The following is a 24,960-nucleotide window of genomic DNA, read 5'->3' on the forward strand; positions in this document are numbered from 1 at the left end:
GTTGCAGCGTGAGCGCTGTGTGAGCGCTGTGTGAACGTCACGCGGCCTTTAACGCCGGAAACCGCACGCTGACCACGAGGCCGCCGCCGGGCGCATCGCTCAACGCAATCGACGCGCCATGCACGCGCGCGATTTCCCGCACGATCGACAAACCCAGGCCACTGCCCTCGACCGCCTGATTCGCTTCGCTGCGATAGAAACGCTCGAACACCGCGTCGCGTTCACCCGCGGTTATCCCCGGACCGTTGTCGATCACCTGCAGCACCGGTTGTTCATCTTCGCATGCAACGCGTACGGTAATCACCGCCCCATCGCCAGAATAACGAATGGCGTTGTCGATCAGATTGCCGACCAGTTCCGCAAGCAGATCGGTCTGGCCCATCACGTCTATGCGCACGTCCTGTTCGAAGCCAAGATCGATGCCGCGCGAGCGCGCTACCGGTGACCAGTCGAGCGTCACGCTCCGCGCCACTTTGTGCAACGGCACGGCGGCATGCCTGATCGTGTAACCGCTGTCCGCATCGAGCCGCGAGAGCGACAGCAATTGCTGGACGATACGCACCGCCTGCTGCACCGCGCGATTCAGCCGCCGCAAATGCACGCCTTGCCGGGGGCTGCCCTTCAACGGCTCCTCACCACCGTCGATATCGCGCAGCGCGAGTTCAGACTCCGCCTGAATGACGGCAAGCGGTGTCTTCAACTGATGCGCGGCATCGTTAAAAAACCTCCGACGCGACGACTGCATCAACTGCGTGCGGCCAATGTACTGATTGATCGAATCGACCAGCGGCGCGACTTCGCTCGGCAAACCCACCGTATCGAGCGGTGCCGGATCGTCTTCGGCACGCGCGGCAACTTTGGCCGACAAGCGGTTCAGCGGCCGCAAGCCGCGTGCAACACCCAGCCACACAATGCCGAGCGCGAGCACCACCAGAAGAAATTCCTGTTGCAACGAGCCGGTCAGAATCTCGCGCGCCAACGCCTGGCGCTGCTCGATCGTTTCACCGACCCGCACCAGCACCACGCGCGTCTGCGCTGAGGGCACGTCGTGGACCGGCAATCGCAGCATGGCGATGCGTAGCGGGCGCCCACGAAACACGTCGTCATAAAACTGCACGCTGTAGGGGTCGGCCGGCGCCTTCGTGCCTGCCGGCAGATCTGGATAGCCGGTCACCACCCGGCCGCCCTCCTCGCAAATCTGGTAGTAGATGTTGCCGCCGCCGTTCGATTCGAACATCTCCAGCGCCAGATAGGGCAGATCGACCTCGATTTGACCATCGCGCAACCGGATGCCGTCGCGTATCGAACGGAGCGAAAACTCCAGCGTGCGATCGAAGGCCGCGTGCGCCGCGTTCATGGCGCGTTGGTACGTGAGCCATGCATCGAAGGCGAGCAGCAGAAGCAGCGGCAGCAACAACCAGAGCGCGACACGCACGCGCAGATTCGGCCGTGTCATGCGCCTTTCGCTTCCAGCAGATAGCCGAGCCCGCGCAGCGTCACGATGCCGACCGAACTGCGCTCGAGCTTCTTGCGCAAGCGGTGCACGTAGATTTCGATGGCATCGGCATTCACCGATTCGTCGAGCCCAAAGATTTTCTCCGAGAGCGTGTCCTTGTTGATCGCGCGGCCGTTGCGCAGGATCAGCACCTCGAGCACCGAACGCTCGCGCGGAGTCAAGGCGAGCGGCTCGCCGTCGAGCGTGAAGCCGCGGTCGACGCTGTCGTAAAGCAGCGTGCCGCACTGCGCGCGCAGCGGCTCCTGGCCATGGCTGCGGCGCAGCAGGGCCCGCGCACGCGCTTCGAGTTCGGTGAGCGCAAAGGGCTTGGCGAGGTAATCGTCGGCGCCGAGATCGAGGCCGCGCACGCGCTCTTCCACGGAACCGTGCGCGGTCAGCATCAACACCGGCACCGCGTTTCGGCGCGCGCGCAGACGGCGCAAAACTTCGAGGCCGTCGAGCTTCGGCAAACCGATATCGAGAATCACCAGCGCGTAGTCTTGCGTCCTCAACACGTAGTCGGCGGACTCACCGTCATGCATGCAATCGACGGTGAGTTTCGCGCTGGTCAGCGCATCGGTCAGCGAGCGGAAAAGGATTGGATTGTCTTCGACGAGCAGCACACGCATAAGCAGAATCCCAGGGAAATCCATGAGGCGAATTCGACCATTGTGACGCATTTCTTTCGAAAATTGAAAGCATTCAGAAAGCATGCTTCTCTTACCATTCGCCTACACAAAACAAACACAATGTTTTCTGGAGGAAGACGTGCAAATCTCTTTGAAGTATCTCGCCGCAGCCGTTGCATTCGCCGCAAACTCAGCATGGGCGGCCTTCCCGGCCGGTTATCCCAGCGACTATCAGGCCACCGTCGATGGGGCAAAGAAGGAAGGCAAACTGATCGTGTATTCGGTCACGGACACCGCCCTCGTACGTCCGCTTATCAAGGATTTTGAAAGCCTGTACGGCATCAAGGTCGAATACAACGACATGAACAGCACCGAGCTGTACAACCGCTACATCAGCGAAAACGCGGCCAGCAGCACGAGCGCGGACGTGCTGTGGAGCTCGGCGATGGACTTGCAGGTCAAGCTCGTCAACGACGGCCTGATGGCCAGCTACGAATCGCCCGAAGCGAAGCAGTTGCCGCAATGGGCGCAGTACCAGAAGCAGGCGTACGGCACCACGTACGAGCCCCTTGCGATCGTCTACAACAAGCGCCTCCTGCCCGCGGGCGAAGTGCCGCAAACGCGCGCGGATCTGATCAAGCTGCTGCAAACCAGAGCCGAACAGTTCAAAGGCAAGGTCACGACTTACGACATCGAAAAATCCGGTGTCGGCTTCAACTATCTGACGCAAGACGCGCGCGTCAATCCGCAAGTCACGTGGGACCTCGTGAAAGCCATGGGCGCAACCGGCCCGAAACTGCAATCGAGCACCGGCGCGATGATGGAGCGCATCTCGTCGGGTGAAAACCTGATCGGCTACAACATTCTCGGTTCGTACGCGCTCAGCAAAGCGAAGAAAGACCCGTCGATCGGTTACGTCTATCCGAAGGACTACACGCTGGTGGTGAGCCGCCTCGTGACGATTTCGAAGAAGGCGCAAAGCCCGAACGCCGCGAAGCTGTGGGTCGATTACCTGCTGTCGCAGCGCGGTCAGACCTTGCTCGCGAATCAGGCCAGCCTGTTCTCGATTCGCGCGGACGTCGACGGCGAAACGTCGATGGCCGGTCTCACGAAGCAGCTCGGCGACTCCCTCAAGCCGATCCCGATCGGCGCCGGCCTGCTGGTCTATCTCGACCAGTCCAAGCGGCTTGAATTCCTCAAGCAATGGCAACAGTCGATCAAGCGCTAAGCCTCGACTGACCTGACGGCGTCTGCGCTGAAACGCGCGGACGCCACGCCTTTCCTGATTACCTGTCGATATGCGGCTTCACGCTGCAGGGGGACACTCATGCTTTCCACTAGCGCAACCGGACACCGCGATGCACCACCCCGCGCGGCCGACGGCGGCACGATAGGCGCGCTGCCGCGCGGCGGTCTGCAGCCGTTTGCGGGGCTGCTGCGCTGGCTCGTCGTCGCGGTGCTGACCGTCGCGGTGGCGCTGCCGCTCGGTTTCATTCTTTTCCAGAGCGTGTTGAACGCGCCGTTCTTCGACGCGAAGCGCACGCTTGGTCTTGCAGGCTTCGAATTCATTTTCAGCGACCCCGATTTCTGGTCCGCGCTGAAGAACTCTTTCATCATCGCGGGCGGGATGCTGTTCATCTCGATCCCGCTCGGCGGCATTCTCGCGTTCCTGATGGTGCGCACCGACATGCCCGGCCGCCGCTGGCTCGAACCGTTGCTGCTCACTCCCATATTCGTTTCGCCGATGGTGCTCGCGTTCGGCTACGTAGTCGCGGCCGGCCCGGTCGGCTTCTATTCGGTGTGGTGGAAGACCCTGTTCGGCGCGGCCGAAGCGCCCTGGAGCGTGTACTCGATTCTCGCGATCACGATCATCGTCGGCCTCACGCATGTGCCGCACGTGTACCTGTATTCGTCGGCGGCGCTGCGCAATCTCGGCTCGGATGTCGAGGAAGCGGCCCGCGTTGCCGGAGCACGGCCGTTCCGCGTCGCGCTCGACGTCAGTCTGCCGATGACGTTGCCCGCCCTGCTGTTCGCGGGCGTACTGGTGTTCTTCCTCGGCTTCGAAGTGTTCGGCCTGCCGCTCGTGCTCGGCGACCCTGAAGGCCACCTCGTGCTGGCGACGTACCTGTACAAGCTCACCAACAAGCTCGGCGTGCCCTCGTATCACCTGATGGCCGCGGTCGCCGTGTGCATCGTCGCGATCACGTTCCCGCTGGTGCTGCTGCAACGGCGCTTGCTGAAGAGCGCGAACCGCTTCGTCACGGTCAAGGGTAAAGCGGGACGTCAGACCGTATTGCCGCTCGGCGCATGGCGCTGGGTGGCGCTCGCGATCGTTGCATTGTGGTTGCTGCTCACGGTGTTCGTGCCGCTCTCCGGCATCACGCTGCGCGCGTTCGTCACCAACTGGGGCGAAGGCGTGAATCTGGCTGACGTACTGACGCTCGCCAACTTCACCGAGCTGTTCGAGCAGGACAACCTGGTCCGCGCGATTCTCAACACGCTCGGCATTGGCGTGATTGGCGGTGCGCTTGCCGTGGGCTTCTATTCATTGGTCGCATTTGCCGGCCACCGCCGCAACGACTGGGCGACGCGCCTGCTCGACTACCTCGTGCTGCTGCCGCGTGCGGTGCCCGGGTTGCTCGCCGGTCTCGCCTTCCTGTGGATCTTCCTTTTCGTGCCCGGCCTGAAGGAACTGAAGAACTCCATGTGGAGCATCTGGATCGCCTACACGGTCGTGTGGCTCGCGTACGGCATGCGCCTGATTCAGAGCGCGCTGCTGCAAGTCGGACCGGAACTCGAAGAAGCGGGACGCAGCGTCGGCGGCACGCGGGCACGCGTCAGTCTCGACGTGACGCTGCCGCTCGTGCGTTTCGGTCTACTGGCTGCATGGCTCCTGATCTTCATGATCTTCGAGCGCGAATACTCGACCGCGGTCTATCTGCTCTCGCCCGGCACGGAAGTGATCGGCGCGCTCCTGGTGTCGCTGTGGGCGACCGGCGCGGTCGATCAGGTCGCGGCGCTTTCTGTCATCAACATCGCAATGGTCGGCGTCGGACTTGGCGCCGCCCTGCGCTTCGGAGTGAAATTGCATGGATAAGCTCTCGGTCGACAACCTGTTTCTCAGCTACGGCGACAATCCGATCCTGAAAGGCGTGTCGTTCGAACTGAACCCCGGCGAAGTGGTGTGCCTGCTGGGCGCGTCGGGCAGCGGCAAAACCACGTTGCTGCGCGCGGTCGCGGGACTCGAACAGCCCTCCTCGGGCCGTATCGAACTGGACGGCAAGGTGTTCTTCGACGGCGCGGCTCATGTGGATCTGCCGGTCGAGCAACGTTCGCTCGGTCTCGTGTTTCAGTCGTATGCGCTGTGGCCGCATCGCACCGTGGCGGACAACGTCGGCTATGGATTGAAGTTGCGGCGCGTGTCGAGCACGGAGCAAAGGAAACGCGTGCAGTCCGCGCTCGATCAACTCGGCCTTGGTCATCTCGCCGCGCGTTATCCGTATCAGCTTTCCGGTGGCCAGCAGCAGCGTGTGGCGATTGCGCGGGCGCTGGTCTACAACCCGCCCGTCATTCTGCTCGACGAACCGCTGTCGAATCTCGACGCCAAGTTGCGCGAAGAAGCGCGCGCCTGGTTGCGCGAACTGATCGTTTCGCTGGGACTGTCCGCATTGTGCGTGACGCACGACCAGACCGAAGCGATGGCGATGTCCGATCGCATCCTGCTACTGCGCAACGGCCGCATCGAACAGGAAGGCACGCCCGCCGAACTGTATGGCGCGCCCCGCTCGCTCTATACCGCGGAATTCATGGGCAGCAATAACCGGATCGATGCGCGCGTTGCCGCAGTCGACGGCGAACGCGTGACGCTGGCCGGCGACGGCTGGCAATTGCAAGCCCAGGCGCGAGAAGCGCTCACCACCGGGCAAAACGCGCAAGCAGTGATTCGCCTCGAGCGCGTGCAGGTCGCCGACGGTCCGGGCGCAAACCGCCTCGAGGCCGACCTCATCACGTCGATGTATCTCGGCGACCGCTGGGAGTACCTGTTCCATTGCGGCGATCTGCGCCTGCGCGCCTTCGGCCACGTGCCGCGCGCGGCCGGCCGTCACTGGATCGAATTCCCCGCCAACGACTGCTGGGCGTTTGCGCAGGCGAGCTGAAGCGTACTGATGGACCCAGCAGCACCCCATCCCTAACCGAAGTAAAAAAACCAACCCCAGGAGACTGTTGATGAAGTGGAGTATGACGAAGGCGACCCTCGGCGTAACGTGCGCCGGCCTCGCCGGATTGGCAGCAACGGCGCATGCGCAATCGAGCGTGACCTTGTACGGGATCGTCGACGCGGGCGTCGAATACGTGAATCACGCGAGCAAGGACGGCAGCGCGACGCGTCTCGTCTCGGGCGGCAAGAACACCTCACGCTGGGGCCTGCGCGGCGTCGAGGACCTCGGCGGCGGGTTGAAGGCCGTCTTCCAGTTGGAGAGCGGCATCAACATCGCGAACGGCCAGTTCGACGACGGCCCCGGCGCGATCTTCGACCGCCGCGCTACGATCGGCCTGAAAAACCGCTTCGGACAAGTCACGCTCGGCCGCAATTTCACGACCACCTACGACTACATGCTGCAGTTCGACCCGATGGGTTACGCACCGAACTACTCGTGGGCGACGTCATCCACCGCGACGGGGGGACGCAAGGACGGCATATTCTCCCGTTCGGCCAACGCCGTGCGTTATGACGGTACCTACGCTGGCTTCAAGTTCGGCGCCATGTACGGCTTCGGCAACGTGCCGGGCAGCATGAAGTCGAGTTCCAAGTATGACTTCGGCCTGGGCTACGAGACCGGTCCGTTCGCTGTCGTCGCCACGTTCGACCGGCAGAACGGCGCCAACGACAGCGTGACGCCCGCGGACACCACCAACTACATTCAGGGCATTCATGCCGGCTTGAGCTATGACTTCGGTTCGGTGAAGGCGATGGCCGGGTATCGCAACTATCGGCGCACCTTCCACACGGCCACGCCGACGTTGCGCAGCGATATGTACTGGCTCGGCGGCCAATACGACGTGACGCCGTTTATCTCGCTGTTTGCCGCGGTCTACCATCAGGACATCAAAGACGCGAGCGACGCCGATCCGACACTGTTCTCGCTGCGCGCGCAGTACGCGTTGTCAAAGCGAACGGTGCTGTATATGTCGGGGGGCTATGCGATGGCCAAGCATGACAAGGCGGTCAGTCTCTCGCGTGATCTGATCGGCGCGGCGGATACGCAAGCGGGTGTGACGGCGGGGATCCAGCACCGGTTCTGAAGCGTCTGGAACGGATGACGCATCTGGAACGCCAAAGCAGCGCAAGCGGAGCGAGACGCGGCGAAGATCGATTCTTCGCCGCGTCTCGCTCCTTTTCTTTTAGATAGATCCTGCCGATTCAATCGCCTAGAATGAATCGAACGAACGGGACAAGCGCATCACTCGCCGGGAGGAAAATGCCATGTCACAGACAAGCCGCGATACCCGTAAGACGTCTCGCCACGGCCTGCTCTGGTTCATTGCATTGTGGTTGCTCGGCGTCGGCGGAACGGCACTCCTCGTGCTCCCGTTTCATCTTCTGGTTACTGCAGCCATGCACCACTAGCAGTGCCACTTCTCTGGCGCCTGTACGTTCTGGCGCGGATCAGGCAAGCGGTTTGCGAAAAACGCTCCCGCCGTAACCGAGCACGATATTGTCGACTTCAAACGGTGACGCCTCCTGCGCCTCGAGGATGAATGCAACGTGATTCGGAGTCAGTTTGCTGGACATCCACGCGAACAGGTCGTCATCGAGCGCGTCTTTGATCGCATGCTCCGCCAGTCCTCCGCTCGCCCCGATCGTGAAGCCGAGTAGCGCCCCTACCGGTCCGCCGAGCATGCCGATCAACCCGCCCGTTAGCGCGCCGATCACGGTTCCCCAAAACGGCCGGGTTTGCTTGTCGAGCAGGATCAGCTTACCTGTGGCGTCCTTTTGGACCAGCACGCCGCTCTCGACTTTGAAACCAAGGTCCTTTTCCTCAAAATTCCGGAAGTCTCGACCCGCTCTTTCGGCGACGTCAACGCTGTCGAAAACCGCGACGATCAACTGTTGTGCCATTTGATAGCTCCTCGTATCGCTCGTATCCTTAACGCTCTCTATCAAAGATAGTGATTTCCGCGGCGCGCGCCATTCGTTTATTTCCGATGCATGGTATCGGGCAGATTTACAGTACTCAACCGCCATTCGCATTGCGAATGAATTGACGCCAACCATCCTGCTTCGATGTTGCCAATCGGATGGTAACGATAGGACGGGAGGATAAAAGACCGCGAGACCCGATATGAAGTATCGAAGGAGATGCATAGATTTACGACAGAATAATGTCGATCGCTTTCAACATACGATCTCGCCTGACATTGCTTGACACCAATCTGACTTAGGGATGCCGCATTTGAACTCACGCCATGCCTTTGCACTGTTTCCATAAAGTGCCCGACCGGTATAACATCTCCGGACGCATAACGAGCATCAACCCCGTCCCCTCTATCTGCGCACCGCTTGTTGGTGAGGCAATGCTTCATGGATGTCCGCGAGGGCCCGAGCAGCAAACGTGCTTCAGTCATCCGCGCGAATAATTTGCGCGCGGCTTGCACAGGTGATCACGCAAGCGGAAAACATTCGCTCCATTCCCGGAATCACTAACGGTTCATCTCCATTCAATCCGATGCCCAACGACATTCCAGATCCGCAAGCCGTTTGTAATGACATCACACGTAGCGCGATTTTCATCGTCGCGACCTTCGTGGGCGGCCAGGACCCCGCCGAAAAGGTGCGCGCGTGGTGCTCGGACGTTGCCGCCCTGGTACGCTCGGTCGGCAAACGCGTCCCGTCCGCCAACCTGTCGTGCGTTGTCGGCTTCGGCTCCGACGTGTGGGACACGCTGTTCGGCGCCCCGCGCCCTGCATGCCTTCACCCGTTTCGCGAATTCGGCGCAGGCGAACGCCGCGCCGTGAGCACACCGGGCGATATCCTGCTGCACATCCGCGCGGATCAGATGGACCTTTGCTTCGAACTCGCCACGCAACTGACAGGACGGCTCGGCGATGCGGTCTCAGTGGTCGACGAAGTACACGGCTTTCGCAACTTCGATCTGCGCAGCATGGTGGGCTTCGTGGACGGCACCGAGAATCCGGCCGGTCGCAAGGCCACCGATTCCACCCTCATCGGTGATGAAGATCCGGAGTTCGAGGCCGGCAGCTATGTCATCGTGCAGAAGTACCTGCACGACATGAGCGGGTGGAACGCGCTTTCCGTCGAGACTCAGGAGCGCATTATCGGTCGCACGAAACTGGCCGACATCGAACTCGACGCGGCGGTCAAACCGTCGTGTTCGCACAGCTCCCTCACAACGATCACCGAGAACGGCGAGGAAGTGAAAATCCTTCGCGACAACATGCCATTCGGCCGCCCCGGCATGGGCGAGTTCGGCACGTACTTCATCGGTTATGCCCGTTCGCCCGAACCTATCGAGCTGATGATGGAAAACATGTTTGTCGGGCGGCCGCCGGGCAATTACGACCGGCTGCTCGACTACAGCCGCGCGGTCACGGGGGGCCTCTTCTTCGTCCCGTCGGCGACCTTGCTCGACGCGCTCGCCGATCGCGACCCGCAAGCTGCCGCAGCAGCCGGGCCACAACCTGAATCGTCTTCGTCCGCCGAGCCGCGTCACGACGGCTCGCTGAATATTGGCTCTCTCAAGGGAATCTCTCAACATGAATAATCTGCATCGCGAGCTTGCCCCCATCTCCCACGCAGCCTGGTCGCAGATCGAAGACGAAGTGGCGCGCACCTTCAAGCGCAGCGTTGCCGGCCGTCGTGTGGTTGATGTCAAGGGTCCTGGCGGAACGGAACTGTCCGGCGTCGGCACGGGGCACCAGATCGCGATCACCGCGCCGCAGCAAGGCGTCGTGGCAAAGCTGTCCGAGGTCAGGAGCCTTGTCGAATTGACTGTGCCGTTCGAACTGAAGCGCGAAGCGATCGACAGTGTCTTGCGCGGCGCGAAAGATGCGGACTGGCAACCGGCAAAGGAAGCAGCAAAAGAACTCGCCTATGCCGAAGATCGCGCGATTTTCGATGGATACAAGGCTGCGGGCATAGGCGGCATTCGCGAAGGCTCGTCGAATCCGCCGTTCGCGCTGCCGGCCGACATCAGCGGTTATCCGAACACGATTGGCAACGCGCTCGAACAGCTGCGGCTTGCCGGCGTTGACGGGCCCTATTCGGTGCTGCTTGGCGCCGATGCATACACGGCGCTCGGCGAGGCACGCGATCAAGGTTATCCGGTCATCGAGCACATCAAGCGGATCGTGAATGGCGACATCATCTGGGCGCCCGCACTCGCGGGCGGCAGCGTGGTCTCCATGCGCGGCGGCGACTTCGAGTTACATCTTGGCGAAGAGCTGTCGATCGGCTATGCAAGCCATACCGATACGGTAGTGCGCCTTTATCTGCGTGAGACGCTGACCTTCCTGATGCTGACGGGCGAAGCGTCGGTGTCGTTGACGCAAGTGGAGTAAGCGCCGTCCCGGCTGTCGTTGCGAGCTCAGGCTCGCAACGTCGGCTTTAGCAGGGCGGCCACGTCATCGTCGGGAAGGACTTCAAAGCGGCCCGTCACTTCGCCACAGTTCTCGTGCACTCTTTCCAGGATTTCCGACGTGCACTTTCTTAACATCGCCACCATCATCCGCACGCGTGGCGGCACCGGACGTTGCGCCTGGATCAGCACGTTCAGATCGAAAGGCAGCACCTCGAATTCCGGCAGGATTCGGACAAGCCTGCCCTCCGCGAGCGCGTCGACACACGCCGGCTCCTCCAGCACGCCAATGCCCGCACCCGAAAGGATCATTTCGTACATGGGCCGCCAATGACTCATCCTGATTGCGGTACGGATCGGCACGCTCTCCACGACGCTTGCCACGTGCCTGAGCGGCAACTGGTCCGTGCCGAACATGCCCTGAACCCGGATGAACGGGTGTTTCACGAGATCAGACGGCTCCGTGATCGCACCGTGCCGGCTCAGATAGCCAGGCGCGGCAACCAGAACGCGTCCCACCTGACCGAGCTGGCGGGCAATGAAGGCCCCCTCGCCCAGTTGCCCAAGACGAAACGAAATGTCGACGCCCTCCGTCACAAGGTCGACGATCCTGTCGTTCAGAACCAGCTCCAGATCCAGTTGCGGATAGGTCGCGCGCACCAGCGTCAACGCCTGCGGCACGATCGTCTCGCCAAAGCAATGAGGCGCCGCGATGCGAACCGTTCCCTTCAGTTCCTGCCCGTCGTTCGACACTTCGGCAACCGCCTGCTCCACGGCGTGCAGAATCCGCTTGCTGTGCTCGTAGAAGCTGACGCCTTCGGGCGTGCAATTGAAAGCGCGTGCGCTACGGAGCAGGAGCCGGCAGCCCAGGTACTTCTCCAGCCGCTCGATGCGTTCGCTTGCCGCCGGCTGTCCGATATTGAGGTCCCTTGCCGCGCCCGAGATACTCTCTCGCTCAACCACCCTGACGTAAATCCGCATGGCTTCTAGCAGATTCATAGTGACCACTCTCCCTTTGTACCGATTCCGCATTGTTCGAACCTATCGTTGCGCACTGGAGGGCCCCGGCGTGGGAACCTGTCAATGTGCATTCCATGGAGAACAGATTAAGGCCGGGAGATCGGTCGCAGAGTGCACACATTGGGCCGGCTCGCGTCAGTACAGTTCTGCTACGATCGCGGCACGAGGGCCGCACCAGGGCGGCGGCACGGCGACGCGAACGCGTGTAACGGCCGCGTGCAAGCCGGGGAGAGACCGGTACACCTCGCCGCGACGAAACGCTAAGGGAATCGTCCGATGAATCTCTACGAGAAGCTTGCAGACGATATCGAGAAGCTGATCCGGCAAGGCGTGTACGGCCATGGCGAACGCCTGCCGTCGGTGCGGCAGACCAGCCAGCAGCATCGGCTCAGCGTGACGACTGTTATCCGTGCCTATTTGCTGCTCGAAAGCCGTGGCTTGCTAACGGCCCGGCCCCAGTCGGGCTATTTCGTCAACTTCCGGGGCGACGGGGGCGAACGGAAAACGCTTGAGCTCCGGCCGTCGAAACCGATTCCGATATCGTCGCCGGTCGACGTCAGCCGGCTGGTGCTTTCCACCTTGCGCTCGATCGGTGTCGACGATGCCGTGCCGCTCGGTTCGCCCTATCCCGACCCGGGTCTCTTTCCCTTCGAAAAGCTCAACCGCTACGCTTACGACGCGGGACGCGGCAAGACGCGGTGGGGCGTGACGGACGCGCTCCCGCCCGGCAATGCGGCACTTGTGCGGCAGATCGCGCGCCGCTACCTCGAGAACGGCATGGCCGTCGATCCGAACGAGATCATCATCACGGTCGGCGCGACTGAGGCGATCAATCTGTGCCTTCAGGCGGTCGCCAAGCCTGGCGACGTGATCGCAGTCGAATCCCCGACGTTCTACGCGATGCTTCATGCAATCGAACGGATGGGCATGAAAGCGATCGAGGTGTCGACTCATCCGCAGCACGGCATCGACATCGAGGCGCTTGCGGCAATCGTGGAGTCGCAGACCATCACAGCCTGCATGGTCATGCCGAATTTCCAGAATCCGCTGGGATTTCTGATGCCTGACGAACGCAAGCGCGAACTCGTGGAATTCCTGACGAAGCGGGACATTCCGGTCATCGAGAACGGTGTCTACAACGAGCTTTACTATGACAGCACGCACCCGAGCACGTTGAAGTCGTTCGACACAAAGGGGCTCGTGCTTCACTGCGGCTCGTTCTCGAAGACGCTCACGGCAGCCTACCGGATTGGTTGGGCGCTGCCGGGCCGCTATCGCGATCAGGTTGAGAAGCTCAAGTTTCTGAACACGCTGACCTCTCCGTCGATTCCGCAAATGGCGATTGCGGAGTTCCTTGAGCGCGACGGTTACGAGCATCACCTGCGAAGGGTTCGAAGGACCTATGCGCAGCAGGCCAACCTGATGAAGGCAACCGTTTCGCGTTTCTTTCCCGAAGGGACGCGCATGTCCAACCCGGCGGGCGGATACGTGCTGTGGATCGAACTGCCGGCCAAGGTCGACGCGATGCGGCTCTACAACCTCGCTCTCGACCAGGGTATCACCATCGGCCCCGGCTACATGTTCTCGGTCTCTGAGACGACCTATCGGAATTTCATCCGCCTCAACTACAGCAGCCCCTGGTCGAGCGAAATCGAACAGGCGGTGATTACCGTGGGCAAGCTCGTCGCGATGTGCGCCCGTTAGCTGTGCGCCCGTTAGCGGCACGCCGGCCGCTGCCGGAGCGCGTGCGGCACGGGTGAATCTGGCGCTTCAGGGAGACCTCAGCCCCCCGTGACAGGCGGAAAGAACGCGATTTCGCTGTCCTCGCGCACGACAAACGTGTCGGCGACCATCTCGTGGTTGACGGCCGTACGGAGCGGCCGGCCTGCGCGCAGTGCCTCGGCCATCCGCTCGTCTCTCGATGCGAGCCTGAGCCGCAAACCTTCAACCGGCAACTCAGGCGCGTCAATGTGCACGATCTCCTGCGAGATGCCGAGTTGTTCACGAACGCTGGCGAAATATCTGATGGTGAGTTTCATTCGTCTGTTCCTGTTGCCGGCACAATGTGCGCGAATGGCGCATCACCCCCACCTCAGCATCGACCGCTCATCGCCTGCCTTGGCCTCGACCCATTTGAGCGCGCCGTCGCGTCGGATTTCCTTCTTCCAGAGCGGCGCGTGGGCCTTCAGGAAGTCCATCAGGAATTCGCACGCGTCGAATGCCGCCCCACGATGCGGCGCGGCGACCACGACGAGTACCACAGCGTCGCCGAGCGCCACACGGCCAACCCGATGCACGATCTTCACCGCTTCCAGACGCCATCGTGCGATCGCCTCGTCGACGATGCTGCTGAACGACTGCTCGGTCATCCCCGGGTAGTGCTCAAGCTCGAGTGCCACGACGTCGTCGACATCACCGCTATGACGCACCACGCCGAGGAAGTTCACGATCGCCCCCACGTTGGGATTGCGCGTGATCGGCATGATCTCCGACTGGATATCGATCGGCTGCTGCTGGACACGTACTTCAAAGGCCGACGCGATGCTGGCATCAAGCATCGCCGGATCGCTCGCACGCTCGTCGGCATGCGGTGCGTCGGGACGGGCGCGATCACTGGACGACGGTATTGTCATGGCGGCTCTCCGGTCTGTGTCTGCTTCGCAAGGACAAGCCAGCCGTCAACCGCCGACCAGCGACATACGAACGGTGGGATAGGCTCTTCCCGATTCCGGCCTGCGCGGCGTTGAGCGAAGCTCGGAATAGCGGTCGTCGCGTTGGGCCCAGCGGCTGCGGACCACCCCGGCCAGTTGCTCGATCGCGGCGGTGTCAGTGAGCCAGGGTCTGAGGTCCGTGCCTTGTGTGGCGAAAAGGCACGAATAAAGCTGCCCGTCGGCGGATACGCGGGCGCGCGAACACGATCCGCAAAAGGGTTGCGATACGCTCGCGATGAATCCCACTTCGCCTGTGCCGTCGGCATGGCGATAGTTGACGGCGGTGCCCGTCTGCTCACGAACAACAGCAGGCACCAGCGGGAACGCCGATTCGACGATCTCGCGCGTCTCGCGAGCCGTGATCACCTTCGTATTCGACCATCCGGCCGCGCCGCCGACGTCCATATACTCGATGAAGCGCACGGCCACGCCGGTGCCCTTGAACAGCCGCACGAGCGGCAGAATCTGGCTGTCGTTGACGCCTCGCTCGATCACGCTATTGACCTTGATCGGCGCGAGTCCCACCGCGCGCGCCGTCTCGATCCCGTCCAGTATCCGCGCGACGGGCATGTCGACGTCACTCATCCGGCGAAACACAGCGTCATCCACTGCATCAAGGCTAACTGTCACGCGGCCGAGACCCGCGTCGCGCAGCGAGCGTGCTTTCGCGGCAAGCAAGGAGCCGTTTGTCGTCAGCGCGAGCTCCATCGGTTTGCCGCTTTCGGTCGTCAGTTTCGCGAGCTGTTCGATCAGGGATTCGAGCCCGCGCCGCAGGAGCGGTTCGCCGCCAGTGATGCGTATCTTCTCCACCCCGAGCAGCGCGAACGCTTTCGCGAGCTTAAGGATCTGTTCGAACGACAGGCGTTCCGAAGACGGCAGGAACCGGTAGTCTGCGCCGAAGGTGTCCCGCGGCATGCAGTACGTACAGCGAAAATTGCATTGATCGATGACGGACAGACGTAAATCCCGGAGCGGACGATCGAGCTTGTCGAGCGTGGTCGCGACACCGCCGGCGGATACGTTATAGCGGAATGCCGTATCGGCGGGTATGGGCTGGTCGATGATGTTCACGATCTATCCGAAGGTGGGCAGTGTGCGGCGGCGAACGGTGCAAGGGAGCAAGGGAGCAAGGGAGCAACAGCAGTCGATCTTTCTGGCCGGACAAGCCGCCCGCCATTGCATGACCTTCTGGCAGGATAGTGCGTCGGTCCTGCTTGGGGGACGCACAGTCTGTGCTGAATGCCAGGAGTACAGTTTGCGCGCCGTATCGGGTGTCACCGCGAGGCAGACGCGCATACCGCTGGGTAGACCGACCCGATGCGTCGAAAAACGCATCCTAAGTCAGTTGGTACGAGCGCACCGGTACGACCTCGTCGGGAAGTTCACGGCCACACAGTTCGAGAATCGATCGTTCAATGTTGCGGGTCATGGCGTCAAGCGCCAGCGCATTCGGCGCGAGGCTGAACGGTTCCGCGACTTCGCTGGCAATCGCTTCGAGCGCAATCAGCGTATAAGAAATGAAAACACAAAGAAGCGGCGTAAAGAATTCCGTTGAATCGACAAGACCGAACGGCAACAACACGCAATAGGCATAGACGGTGCGGTGCAGCAACACACTGTAGGCAAACGGAATGGGCGTGGATGCGATCCGCTCACATCCTCCTACAGTCCTTCCCAACTCGTTGATCTGCGCGTCGACCATCCAGAGTTTCGTATCCGACATCAAGCCCCGAACGTGCAGATCGGCGAAGTCACGACGAACGTCATTGAGCAGCGCAGTCGGTTTGTAGCAGGTCTGCCGCAATGCCTCGGTTCGCGTACGTCCGAGAAAGCGCAGGAGATCAGGCGTCGGGTCGGTCCCGCGCAACTGGTGCTTCAGCGCGTACACGGTCGCAATCAGTGTATGGGCCATTTGAACGTTGTGATCGCCCCGCGGCACGTAACACAGCATCTGTGAGGTTAGTGCGCGCGCCGAGATCAGGATGCTGCCCCAGAGATGGCGCGCCTCATTGAACCGCTCGTAACTCGCGTTATTGCGAAACGCAAGGAAGATCGCGAGCGCGAGGCCGAACAATGTAAACGGCGCGGTATTCAGTGGGATCTTCTCGCCGAAAATGCGCCCTTGCGTCACGACAGCAACACTGCTGACGATCGCCATGAAAACGAGCTGCGGAATAATCGACTGCAACACGGAACCGTTCCAGATAAACAGCAGCCGGAACCAGTTCTCCCCTGGTCTTACTATCATGATGTGCTCTTTTAGTCGTCTGATTGCGCCGTCACCCTCAGTGGTAGCCGGCGTCCCCTTCCCGCACTTTGCCCCGGAAAACGCGATACTGCATGGCGTTGTAGACGAGGATGACGGGCAGCACGATCACGGTGCCGACCAGCGTGAACAACTGGCTCGAGTGGCTCGACGAAGCCTCCCAGATCGTCAGGGACGGTGGAACGATGTTCGGCCAGATGCTGATGAGCAAGCCGCTGTAGCCGAGAAAGCACAGCGCGAGCGTGAGAAGGAACGGGATCGCTTCGTGCTTCAGCCGAAGCGAACGGAACACGCCCCATACACAGGCAACGACAAGAATCGGCACCGGCAGAAACCAGCCGAGATTGCCGCTTCCGAACCAGCGAAACGCTACCGCCGGCAAGCCGATCACGGTCCAGAGACTCACGATAACCATCACCCCGAGCAGGATGCTCACGAGCGGCCGCATCACCTCGCGTACCTTGCGCTGCAGTTCACCCTCGGTCTTCAGGATGAGCCAGCCGCAGCCGAGCGTCGCATACGTGAAAAGCACACCGATTCCGCAGAACAGGCTGAACGGCGAGAGCCAATCGAACGGGCCGCCGGCGAAACGGCCATCGACGATCTTGATGCCTTGCAGCAGCGAGCCCAGCACAATGCCCTGGCAGAGCCCCGCGAGCGCGGAGCCGCCAATGAAGGCGAGGTCCCACGCGTGCTGGGTCCTGACGGCCTTGGCCCGTAATTCGAAGGCAGCCCCGCGGAAGATCAGGCCCACCACCATCAGGATCAACGGCAGATAGTTCGCCGGCAGCAGTGTGGAATAGACCACGGGGAACGCCCCGTAAAGCCCGGCACCGCCGAGCACGAGGAAGGTTTCGTTACCGTCCCAAACCGGCGCGATGGTGTTGAGCATCACTTGCCGATCGCCTTTTTCCTCGAAGAACGGAAACAGCAGGCCGATGCCAAGATCGAATCCGTCCAGCATCACGTAGATGAACACGCCAAGTCCGATGATCGCGGCCCACACGACAGGGAGATCGATTTGCATGGCGTCACTCCCCTTCCAGTGCGTCGAGCGGGCGATTAGTCAGCACCGGATACCTGCGCGACTTGCCACGGTCGATATGCTCCTCGGGTCCGCGCTTCATCATTTTCATCATGTAGTAGAACCCCATGCCGAACACCAGGACATACACCAGCACAAAGATCAGCAGCGAAACGCCGACTTGCTGCGAGCTGACCGGCGAGACAGAGTCCACAGTACGGAAGACACCGTAGACCGTCCACGGTTGGCGGCCAACCTCCGTCGTTATCCACCCTGCCAATAGCGCCACAATTCCAGAAGGTCCCATGCACAGCACGAGGATCTGGTACCAGCGCGTCTCGTAGAGGCGGCCGCGCAGTCTGAGCAGTAAGCCGAGCAGCGCCGTCAAAAGCATCAACATGCCCAGACCCGCCATGATCCGGAAGGTCCAGAATATGATCGGCGAGTACGGGCGGTCCTGCGGCGCAAACTCCTTCAGCCCGCGGATCTCTCCGTTCCAGCTATGGGTCAGGATAAGGCTGCCCAGGTGCGGTATCTGGATCGCGTAACGCGTCACTTCCGCCTCCATGTCAGGCAGGCCGACCAGATTGAGCGCCGTCCCGCCTTTTTCGGTTTCCCACAGCCCTTCGATCGCAGCGATCTTGGCCGGTTGATATTCGCGTGTGTTGAGGCCGTGCGCGTCGCCAACGACAATCTGGATCGGTGCCAGGAAAAGCAGGATCCACAGCGCCATCGAAAAACTACGCGTGACAGGTTTGTCGCGCCGCCCATGCAATAGATGCCACGCGCCGCACGCGGCGACGATGAAGCCCGCAACAATGAACGCCGCAATGGTCATATGCGCAAGGCGAAACGGGAACGACGGGTTGAAAATCACTCTCATCCAGTCGACCGGAACGATTCGGCCGTTCTCGATGGCGAATCCTTGCGGCGTCTGCATGAAGCTATTCGACGCGAGAATCCAGAACGTGGAAATGAGCGTGCCCACCGCCACCATGAGCGTGGCGAAGAAGTGCGCGCGTGGACTGACGCGTTGCCAGCCGAACAGCATGACGCCGAGAAATCCGGCCTCGAGGAAGAACGCCGTCAGCACTTCATAAGTCAGCAGCGGTCCCGTGATGTTGCCGGCAAAGCTGGAAAATCCACTCCAGTTGGTACCGAACTCATAGGCCATCACCACACCCGAGACCACCCCCATACCGAAGCCGACCGCGAAGATTTTCGACCAGAACAGAAACATGTCCTTGTAGGCAACGTCGCCGGTCAGCAACCAGCGCCATTCGAGCACGGCGAGGAAGCTCGCCATGCCGATGCTGATCGCGGGAAAAATAATATGAAACGAAACCGTGAACGCAAACTGCAACCTGGCAAGGTGGAATGCATCGAAGATTTCCATGATTGATCAATGGCTCCAGGTCATAACGGCAATGGCGTAAAAACGGGCGCCATGTGGCGACGGAACGGCTACGCGGCTCATCGAGCGCGATAACACAACGTCTACTGACAAATCGACCGAACAGGAATCGCACGCAGGTCAGGCAATGCGGATAGGCGACTCCCGCCGGATATCCCTGCCCAACCAGCGTTCGCGCCCGGGATCCTGCAGGGCGGTCAACGGGACGCGCGCATCCGGTTGATCACCCCGTCATCGCTTGAAGTCAATCTTCCGCCGAGCGCACAACATGAACAGGAACCGACTTGTACGAAGGCGTGCCGCTCTCCTTGTCAATGAAGTCGAGTGGCACCAGCACGTTGGCTTCAGGATAATAGGCCGCCACCGAACCCGGCGCGATGTTGTAGGCGATTGCCGTGATCTTCTTCAGGCGAAGCTGTCTGCCCGCTGAAATGGTTTCAATGTCGACCAGATCGCCATGTTCGAGCCCACGATCGGCGAGATCGTCTTCGTTCATAAACAGCACGTCACGCCGGCCGAACACGCCCCGGTAACGATCGTCGAGCGCGTAGATGGTGGTGTTGTACTGGTCGTGGCTGCGGATCGTGATGAGACGCAGCACATTTTCAGCGCCTAGAACATCCGCGTCTTCCTTCACGCCGCCGTACACCGAGAACATCGCTTTGCCCGACGGGGTGGGCCACACACGTTCCGTCGGGGGAAGCGGCATACGGAATCCCCCTGGCACTCTGATTCGTTCATTGAATGCCTCGAATCCCGGCACGGTTTGCTCGATCAGGTCGCGGATCCTGTCGTAGTCAGCAACCAGGTCCGACCATGCCACCTTACTGTTCGGCAATGTTGCCGTGGCGATACCGGCGACGATCGCCGGTTCGGATAGCAGGTATTCGGACGCGGGCGTTAGCTTGCCCGACGAAGCGTGGACCATCGACATGGAATCCTCGACCGTAATGGATTGCCGGCCGGTCGCCTGGATATCCAGTTCCGTGCGGCCCACAACCGGCAGCACGTACGTTTCCTTTGCTACGAGCAGGTGCGAACGATTGAGCTTGGTACCGAGATGGACGCTCAGATCGAGCTTGCCCATCGCCGGAAAGGACTGCTCGGAATCGGGTAACGCAACCGCGAAGTTTCCGCCGAGGCAAATCAGCGCCCTGGCCGTGCCGGCGATCATTGCCTGCATCGCCTGAACGGCATCGTGCCCGTGCGCCGCCGGCGGCGTGAACCCGAACACATCTTCGATCTGCTTGAGGAAGGTCGCGGACGGTTTTTCGGTGATGCCGACCGTGCGGTTCCCCTGCACATTGGAATGCCCGCGCAAAGGACAGATGCCTGCGCCGGGCTTGCCGATGTTGCCGCGCAATAACAACAGATCGGCAATCAGACGGACGTTGGCGGTGCCTTTGTTATGCTGCGTGACGCCCATTCCGTAGGTGACGATCGTCGCATTCGATTTAGCGTAGGCAACGGCAACTTCATCGAGATCTTCACGGGTGAGTCCGCTGGCCTTTTCGATATCCTCCCATGACGTCGCTTCCAGATCGGCGGCAAACGCGTCGAAACCCTGGGTATGCGTCGCGATGAACTCATGGTCCAGGACGGTGTTGCCCTGTTCTGCATCCATCTGCAGGAGCGCCTTCATGATGCCCTTGAGCGCGGCCGCGTCTCCGCCCGCGTCGAGCTGAAAATAGGTCGACGCGATCCGGGTCGATCCGAAGGTCGCCATTTCAATGACGCTCTGCGGATCGGCAAAGCGCTCAAGCGCGCGCTCGCGCAGCGGATTGAACACGATGATCGGAACGTTGCGCCGCGAGCACTCGTGGAGTGTCCCCATCATCCGCGGGTGATTGGTCCCCGGATTGTGGCCGATCGAGAGGATGAGTTCGGTCTTATCGAAATCATCCAGCGATACCGTGCCTTTGCCGATCCCGATCGACTGGGGCAACCCAACGCTGGTCGGCTCGTGACACATGTTCGAGCAATCAGGGAAATTGTTCGTCCCATACTCTCGTGCGAGCAATTGAAAGAGGTAGGCGGCCTCGTTCGACGCCCTGCCTGACGTATAGAACTCGGCTTCGTCGGGCGAAGACAGTCCTCGAAGCACTTCACCGATGCGGGCGAATGCGGTCTCCCACTCGACAGCCAGGAACTTGTCCGTAGCGCGGTCATAAACGAGGGGATGCGTCAACCGGCCGAGATCCTCCAGTTCGAAATCCGTGCGTTGCAGCAGCGATGACACCGTGTTGTTTGCGAAAAACTCCGGCGTCACCCGCTTGGTTGTCGCTTCCCATGTGACCGCTTTGGCGCCGTTTTCGCAGAACTGGAAGGTCGACTTGTGCTCCTTGTCCGGCCAGGCACAACCCGGACAATCGAAGCCGTCAGGCTGATTGGTCCGCATCAACGTAATCGGCGCCTCAATGCTTTCCATCTGGGTTCGGACGGCTTGAGCTGTCGCTCGAAGCGCCCCCCACCCGCCAGCGGGTGCGTCATACGGCCGGATTCCCGGAACTTCGCGTCGCGTGCTCATATGAGACTCCATGAACTGCCTTAGGATACCTTAAGGCTATCTTATGTTGGGTTACGCCGTATCACGGCACAGGCTTGGATACGGGTTCAGTCTAGTTGGGTTGATGCGTGGCAAACGGTACAGATCGACCGGTGACGGGAGAGCACAGTACAGATACGGTGACACCGCCGCCGGTCACGACCAGGCTGGGAGCCGCACACGGTCGGCGATGACGCGGCGGCGCCTCCCGGCTTGTTGCAAACATCACGCCTTCGAGGCGGCACTATCAGTTGGCTCGGGGCTGCTGACCTCTTTGGGCGACTTTTTCTTCGCGCGGCCGTTAGCCCCCTTCCCGCCCGTCGCCTTAGGTGCGGGAGGAGGTGCCTCGCGCTTGCTGAACTTCACTTCGCCGCTTTCCTTGTCATAACGGACCTCGACGCTATCGCCCGACTTCAGGGCGTCGCCGAGAATCTCCTTCGCAAGCCGGGTTTCCAGTTCCTGGCGAATCTGGCGCTTCAACTCGCGTGCACCGAACTCCGGCCGATAGCCGGCCTCGGCGAGGTGATCGACAACCGACTCGTCTATCTTGAGGGTAATGTCCTGCGCGGCCGCGGTGCGCACGACCCGTTCGAGCTGGATCTGCACGATCGAGCGGATGTTGTCGCGCGAAAGCCCATGGAAGACGATGATCTCGTCGATCCGGTTCAGGAATTCGGGGCGGAAATGCCCCTTGAGCACGCCCATCAATTCCTCGCGGATCGCTTTCTCGTTCAGGCGATCCGCCTCGGGCTTCTCGAGGTTGTCCATGATGATCGATGCGCCGAGGTTGCTCGTCGCAATGATGATCGTGTTACTGAAGTCCACGACGCGGCCCTTGCCGTCGGTCAGCCGCCCGTCGTCGAACACTTGCAGCAGCACGTTGTTCACGTCAGGGTGCGCCTTCTCGATCTCGTCAAGCAGGATCACGCTGTAAGGGCGCCGCCGGACGCGCTCGGTCAGTTGTCCGCCCTCGTCGTAACCGACGTAGCCCGGAGGCGCGCCGATCAGCCGCGCAACCGCGTGACGCTCCATGTATTCGGACATGTCGATACGGATGACCGCCTGCTCGTCGCCGAACACTGTTTCCGCCAGCGCCTTCGCGAGTTCGGTCTTGCCGACGCCAGTGGGTCCCAGGAACAGGAACGTCGCAATAGGCCGGTTCGTCTGGCCCAGTCCCGCACGTGACAGGCGCACGGCATCGCTTACGGCCACCACCGCGTCGTCCTGGCCGATCACGCGCTCGCGCAGCTTCTTCTCCATCTCCAGAAGCTTCTGGCGCTCCTCCTGCGTGAGCTCCGTGACCGGAATGCCGGTGAGACGCGACACCACTTCGGCGATTGACTGCACGGTCACTTCGAGCGTTTCCGAGCCGGTCTTGCGCTGCCATGCCTCCATCTGCTCGTCGAGTTTCTCCTGCTTTTCGCCAATCCGTGCCTCGAACGCTTTCGCCTCATCGAAGCGCTTGCGCGAGGACGCATAATCCTGCTCGCGCTTGAGTTGGACCATCTCGGCTTCAAGCTCCTGGATGGCCGCCGGACGCGAGGTCGCGCCGATGCGCACGCGCGCCGCCGCCTGGTCGATCAGGTCGATGGCCTTGTCAGGCAAAAAGCGCGACGTAATGTAGCGATCCGACAGTTCGGCGGCGGCAACGAACGCATCGTCGGCAAAGGTCACCTGGTGGTGCGCTTCGAGCTTGTCGCGAAGGCCACGCAGGATGACGATGGTCTGCTCGACCGTCGGTTCCGGCACCAACACCGGCTGGAAACGCCGCTCGAGCGCGGCATCCTTTTCGATGTACTTCTGATATTCGTTGAGGGTCGTCGCGCCGATCAGACTGAGCTCGCCACGCGCAAGCGCGGGCTTGAGCACGTTCGCAATATCGAGGCCGCCTTCGCCCCCGCCTTGTCCCGCGCCCACGATCGTGTGCAGTTCGTCGATAAACAGGATCAGTTCATCCTTTTTGGCCGTGACTTCATCGATCAACTGCTTGGCACGCTCTTCGAATTCGCCGCGATACTTCGCACCGGCCACCATCGAGTTGATGTTCACCTCGACGAGCCGCTTGCCGCGCAGCACTTCAGGCACGTCGCCGTTGATGATGCGTTGGGCCAGCCCTTCGACGATCGCGGTCTTGCCGACACCCGGCTCGCCGATCAGTACGGGATTGTTCTTCTTGCGCCGCGCGAGCACCTCGATCGTGCTCTCGATTTCCTGCGCGCGACCCAGCACCGGGTCAAGCTTGCCCTCACGCGCCATGGCCGTGAGGTCGCGTCCGAACTTGTCAAGGTTGGGCGTGCCGGTTGGCGTGTCGACACGGCCGTCCTCCGCGCCTTTACCCACGACTTTCACGACCTTCTGACGCAACGCTTCCGGCGTCACACCATATTTCTTCAGCAGCGTGCCCGCAATGCTGTCCGGCACCGCCGCAAGCCCGATCAGCAGATGCTCCGGGCCGACATAAGAGTGCCCCAGATCGCGCGATGCCTGAAACGCATATTGGAACGCCTTTTTCAAACGAGGCGAGACGGTCATCTTCTCGATCGGCGCGTCGGGATCGACGGTTCCCTTTTGCGCATGCTGATCGATATATCCCTTGATGTCCTGCGGCGAGAGCTTGAGTTCCTTCAGCAGCGCTGCGCACACGTCGGTGTCCGCGAGCACGTACAGCAGGTGTTCGGTGTCGAGTTCGCTGCGGCCAAGCTCATGTGCCTTCTCCGCGGCGCGCTGCAACAACTCGAGCGTCTGCTCACTGAAAGCATCGGTCGCATCGACCGATTCACGCGGCACCTCGGCGGCGAACCCGGCATCTTCGTCCTCGGCCCCATCCTCCATGCCGCCGAAGAAGCGCGACAGACCGCTTCCTCCTAGCAGTGAATCGAATGGGTTGAGCATGCTTTGGTGCCGCATCAATTGCCGGTAGTCGTAGTCGCAGATCGAGATGGATTTCCGCTCGCCGTTTTGCACAACGGTTACGCGGGCGACAGCGGGACGGGCGTTACAGATTTCGCAGAGGGCGGGCATCGAGAGTCACCTTTTTCGGTTAAAACACGCGGCCAGTTCAAAGGTTATAGGACGCGTCCATGTGAATTGCGAACACTCCAGACCCGCCGTCCACGGTCCGTTTGTTTTGTTCATTGAGCGGAGAACCGCGATAGCGATGGCGCATCGAACGCGGCATGTCGCGAGGTTCGTGATCCCGTCCGTTTTCGACGAACGCTGTCCGAAGAACACGGGTTGTTTACAACGCCGACTTCAGGAT

Annotated in this window: 20 protein-coding genes; 8 read left to right on the forward strand and 12 right to left on the reverse strand. The window is 61.3% G+C overall.

Annotated features, from left to right (window positions below):
- Nucleotides 1–37: 37 nt before the first annotated feature.
- Both KHO23_RS09410 and KHO23_RS09415 read right to left on the reverse strand, forming a co-directional pair.
- Complete coding sequence (locus KHO23_RS09410; protein ID WP_211610717.1) at nucleotides 38–1,456, reverse strand: sensor histidine kinase; 1,419 nt, start codon at nucleotides 1,454–1,456, stop codon at nucleotides 38–40.
- The gene (locus KHO23_RS09415; RefSeq protein WP_211610718.1) at nucleotides 1,453–2,148 is read right to left on the reverse strand and encodes a response regulator; all 696 of its coding nucleotides are present in this window, start codon (nucleotides 2,146–2,148) and stop codon (nucleotides 1,453–1,455) included. The genes KHO23_RS09410 and KHO23_RS09415 overlap by 4 nt, the downstream gene beginning before the upstream one ends.
- A gap of 115 nt (nucleotides 2,149–2,263) precedes the next feature.
- Between KHO23_RS09415 and KHO23_RS09420 the strand changes: the two genes are divergently transcribed.
- The 5 genes from KHO23_RS09420 (at nucleotide 2,264) to KHO23_RS09440 (ending at nucleotide 7,753) form a co-directional block, all read left to right on the forward strand.
- The gene (locus KHO23_RS09420) at nucleotides 2,264–3,352 is read left to right on the forward strand and encodes an ABC transporter substrate-binding protein (RefSeq protein WP_211610719.1); all 1,089 of its coding nucleotides are present in this window, start codon (nucleotides 2,264–2,266) and stop codon (nucleotides 3,350–3,352) included.
- A 99-nt stretch (nucleotides 3,353–3,451) separates the two neighbouring features.
- Nucleotides 3,452–5,221 carry an ABC transporter permease gene (locus KHO23_RS09425; RefSeq protein WP_211610720.1) on the forward strand — a complete coding sequence of 590 codons (1,770 nt, stop codon included), beginning with the start codon at nucleotides 3,452–3,454 and terminating at the stop codon, nucleotides 5,219–5,221.
- On the forward strand, nucleotides 5,214–6,281 hold the full coding sequence (locus tag KHO23_RS09430) for an ABC transporter ATP-binding protein (RefSeq protein WP_211610721.1): 1,068 nt from the start codon (nucleotides 5,214–5,216) through the stop codon (nucleotides 6,279–6,281). The genes KHO23_RS09425 and KHO23_RS09430 overlap by 8 nt, the downstream gene beginning before the upstream one ends.
- Nucleotides 6,282–6,351: 70 nt before the next feature.
- Entirely contained in the window at nucleotides 6,352–7,428 is a 1,077-nt protein-coding gene (locus tag KHO23_RS09435) for a porin (RefSeq protein ID WP_211610722.1), read from the forward strand.
- A 181-nt stretch (nucleotides 7,429–7,609) separates the two neighbouring features.
- On the forward strand, nucleotides 7,610–7,753 hold the full coding sequence (locus tag KHO23_RS09440) for a hypothetical protein (RefSeq protein WP_211610723.1): 144 nt from the start codon (nucleotides 7,610–7,612) through the stop codon (nucleotides 7,751–7,753).
- Nucleotides 7,754–7,792: 39 nt separating this feature from the next.
- Here KHO23_RS09440 and KHO23_RS09445 read toward each other — a convergent pair whose 3' ends face one another.
- Nucleotides 7,793–8,401, reverse strand: coding sequence for a DUF1269 domain-containing protein (locus tag KHO23_RS09445; protein ID WP_328821953.1), 609 nt, complete (start codon nucleotides 8,399–8,401; stop codon nucleotides 7,793–7,795).
- A gap of 451 nt (nucleotides 8,402–8,852) precedes the next feature.
- Here KHO23_RS09445 and KHO23_RS09450 point away from each other — a divergent pair, with 451 nt between their 5' ends.
- Together KHO23_RS09450 and KHO23_RS09455 are read left to right on the forward strand one after the other, a co-directional pair.
- A complete protein-coding gene (locus KHO23_RS09450; RefSeq protein ID WP_211610724.1) occupies nucleotides 8,853–9,908 on the forward strand; it encodes a Dyp-type peroxidase in 1,056 nt (351 codons plus the stop codon).
- Nucleotides 9,901–10,704 carry a family 1 encapsulin nanocompartment shell protein gene (locus KHO23_RS09455; RefSeq protein ID WP_211610725.1) on the forward strand — a complete coding sequence of 268 codons (804 nt, stop codon included), beginning with the start codon at nucleotides 9,901–9,903 and terminating at the stop codon, nucleotides 10,702–10,704. Before KHO23_RS09450 ends, KHO23_RS09455 begins: the two co-directional genes overlap by 8 nt.
- Nucleotides 10,705–10,730: 26 nt before the next feature.
- On the opposite strand, the gene KHO23_RS09460 is transcribed toward KHO23_RS09455, so the two are convergent.
- On the reverse strand, nucleotides 10,731–11,720 hold the full coding sequence (locus KHO23_RS09460) for a LysR family transcriptional regulator (RefSeq protein ID WP_211610726.1): 990 nt from the start codon (nucleotides 11,718–11,720) through the stop codon (nucleotides 10,731–10,733).
- A gap of 297 nt (nucleotides 11,721–12,017) precedes the next feature.
- On the opposite strand from KHO23_RS09460, the gene KHO23_RS09465 reads away from it, so the two are divergent.
- Nucleotides 12,018–13,445 (forward strand): aminotransferase-like domain-containing protein, encoded by a 1,428-nt coding sequence (locus tag KHO23_RS09465; protein WP_211610727.1) that lies wholly within the window; start codon nucleotides 12,018–12,020, stop codon nucleotides 13,443–13,445.
- Nucleotides 13,446–13,522: 77 nt separating this feature from the next.
- On the opposite strand, the gene KHO23_RS09470 is transcribed toward KHO23_RS09465, so the two are convergent.
- The 8 genes from KHO23_RS09470 to KHO23_RS09505 all read right to left on the reverse strand — a co-directional run bounded on the left by KHO23_RS09470 (nucleotide 13,523) and on the right by KHO23_RS09505 (nucleotide 24,722).
- Complete coding sequence (locus KHO23_RS09470; protein ID WP_120294685.1) at nucleotides 13,523–13,780, reverse strand: MoaD/ThiS family protein; 258 nt, start codon at nucleotides 13,778–13,780, stop codon at nucleotides 13,523–13,525.
- A gap of 42 nt (nucleotides 13,781–13,822) precedes the next feature.
- Nucleotides 13,823–14,374, reverse strand: coding sequence for a molybdenum cofactor biosynthesis protein MoaE (locus tag KHO23_RS09475; RefSeq protein ID WP_211610728.1), 552 nt, complete (start codon nucleotides 14,372–14,374; stop codon nucleotides 13,823–13,825).
- Between the two features lie 45 nt (nucleotides 14,375–14,419).
- Nucleotides 14,420–15,523, reverse strand: coding sequence for a GTP 3',8-cyclase MoaA (gene moaA / locus KHO23_RS09480; RefSeq protein ID WP_211610729.1), 1,104 nt, complete (start codon nucleotides 15,521–15,523; stop codon nucleotides 14,420–14,422).
- A gap of 265 nt (nucleotides 15,524–15,788) precedes the next feature.
- A complete protein-coding gene (locus KHO23_RS09485; RefSeq protein WP_211610730.1) occupies nucleotides 15,789–16,700 on the reverse strand; it encodes a bestrophin family protein in 912 nt (303 codons plus the stop codon).
- A 37-nt stretch (nucleotides 16,701–16,737) separates the two neighbouring features.
- Entirely contained in the window at nucleotides 16,738–17,745 is a 1,008-nt protein-coding gene (cydB, locus tag KHO23_RS09490) for a cytochrome d ubiquinol oxidase subunit II (RefSeq protein WP_211610731.1), read from the reverse strand.
- 4 nt (nucleotides 17,746–17,749) lie between these two features.
- Nucleotides 17,750–19,138 carry a cytochrome ubiquinol oxidase subunit I gene (locus KHO23_RS09495; RefSeq protein ID WP_211610732.1) on the reverse strand — a complete coding sequence of 463 codons (1,389 nt, stop codon included), beginning with the start codon at nucleotides 19,136–19,138 and terminating at the stop codon, nucleotides 17,750–17,752.
- Between the two features lie 262 nt (nucleotides 19,139–19,400).
- Nucleotides 19,401–21,683: an FdhF/YdeP family oxidoreductase gene (locus tag KHO23_RS09500; protein ID WP_211610733.1), complete on the reverse strand. Its 2,283-nt coding sequence runs from the start codon at nucleotides 21,681–21,683 to the stop codon at nucleotides 19,401–19,403.
- A gap of 243 nt (nucleotides 21,684–21,926) precedes the next feature.
- The gene (locus KHO23_RS09505) at nucleotides 21,927–24,722 is read right to left on the reverse strand and encodes an ATP-dependent Clp protease ATP-binding subunit (RefSeq protein ID WP_211610734.1); all 2,796 of its coding nucleotides are present in this window, start codon (nucleotides 24,720–24,722) and stop codon (nucleotides 21,927–21,929) included.
- Nucleotides 24,723–24,960: the final 238 nt, after the last annotated feature.

Origin of the sequence: Paraburkholderia haematera (assembly GCF_905220975.1) — a bacterium.
Lineage (GTDB): Bacteria > Pseudomonadota > Gammaproteobacteria > Burkholderiales > Burkholderiaceae > Paraburkholderia > Paraburkholderia haematera.

Excerpts from the sequence above, each read along its gene's own strand:
- KHO23_RS09430 (WP_211610721.1), top strand. The coding sequence starts at position 5,214 with ATGGATAAGCTCTCGGTCGACAACCTGTTTCTCAGCTACGGCGACAAT.
- KHO23_RS09435 (WP_211610722.1), top strand. The coding sequence starts at position 6,352 with ATGAAGTGGAGTATGACGAAGGCGACCCTCGGCGTAACGTGCGCCGGC.
- KHO23_RS09425 (WP_211610720.1), top strand. The coding sequence starts at position 3,452 with ATGCTTTCCACTAGCGCAACCGGACACCGCGATGCACCACCCCGCGCG.
- KHO23_RS09460 (WP_211610726.1), bottom strand. The coding sequence starts at position 11,720 with ATGAATCTGCTAGAAGCCATGCGGATTTACGTCAGGGTGGTTGAGCGA.
- cydB (WP_211610731.1), bottom strand. The coding sequence starts at position 17,745 with ATGCAAATCGATCTCCCTGTCGTGTGGGCCGCGATCATCGGACTTGGC.
- KHO23_RS09485 (WP_211610730.1), bottom strand. The coding sequence starts at position 16,700 with ATGATAGTAAGACCAGGGGAGAACTGGTTCCGGCTGCTGTTTATCTGG.
- KHO23_RS09470 (WP_120294685.1), bottom strand. The coding sequence starts at position 13,780 with ATGAAACTCACCATCAGATATTTCGCCAGCGTTCGTGAACAACTCGGC.
- KHO23_RS09505 (WP_211610734.1), bottom strand. The coding sequence starts at position 24,722 with ATGCCCGCCCTCTGCGAAATCTGTAACGCCCGTCCCGCTGTCGCCCGC.
- KHO23_RS09475 (WP_211610728.1), bottom strand. The coding sequence starts at position 14,374 with ATGACAATACCGTCGTCCAGTGATCGCGCCCGTCCCGACGCACCGCAT.
- KHO23_RS09440 (WP_211610723.1), top strand. The coding sequence starts at position 7,610 with ATGTCACAGACAAGCCGCGATACCCGTAAGACGTCTCGCCACGGCCTG.
- KHO23_RS09495 (WP_211610732.1), bottom strand. The coding sequence starts at position 19,138 with ATGGAAATCTTCGATGCATTCCACCTTGCCAGGTTGCAGTTTGCGTTC.
- KHO23_RS09450 (WP_211610724.1), top strand. The coding sequence starts at position 8,853 with ATGCCCAACGACATTCCAGATCCGCAAGCCGTTTGTAATGACATCACA.
- KHO23_RS09445 (WP_328821953.1), bottom strand. The coding sequence starts at position 8,401 with ATGGTTGGCGTCAATTCATTCGCAATGCGAATGGCGGTTGAGTACTGT.
- KHO23_RS09410 (WP_211610717.1), bottom strand. The coding sequence starts at position 1,456 with ATGACACGGCCGAATCTGCGCGTGCGTGTCGCGCTCTGGTTGTTGCTG.
- KHO23_RS09465 (WP_211610727.1), top strand. The coding sequence starts at position 12,018 with ATGAATCTCTACGAGAAGCTTGCAGACGATATCGAGAAGCTGATCCGG.
- KHO23_RS09500 (WP_211610733.1), bottom strand. The coding sequence starts at position 21,683 with ATGAGCACGCGACGCGAAGTTCCGGGAATCCGGCCGTATGACGCACCC.
- KHO23_RS09415 (WP_211610718.1), bottom strand. The coding sequence starts at position 2,148 with ATGGATTTCCCTGGGATTCTGCTTATGCGTGTGCTGCTCGTCGAAGAC.
- KHO23_RS09455 (WP_211610725.1), top strand. The coding sequence starts at position 9,901 with ATGAATAATCTGCATCGCGAGCTTGCCCCCATCTCCCACGCAGCCTGG.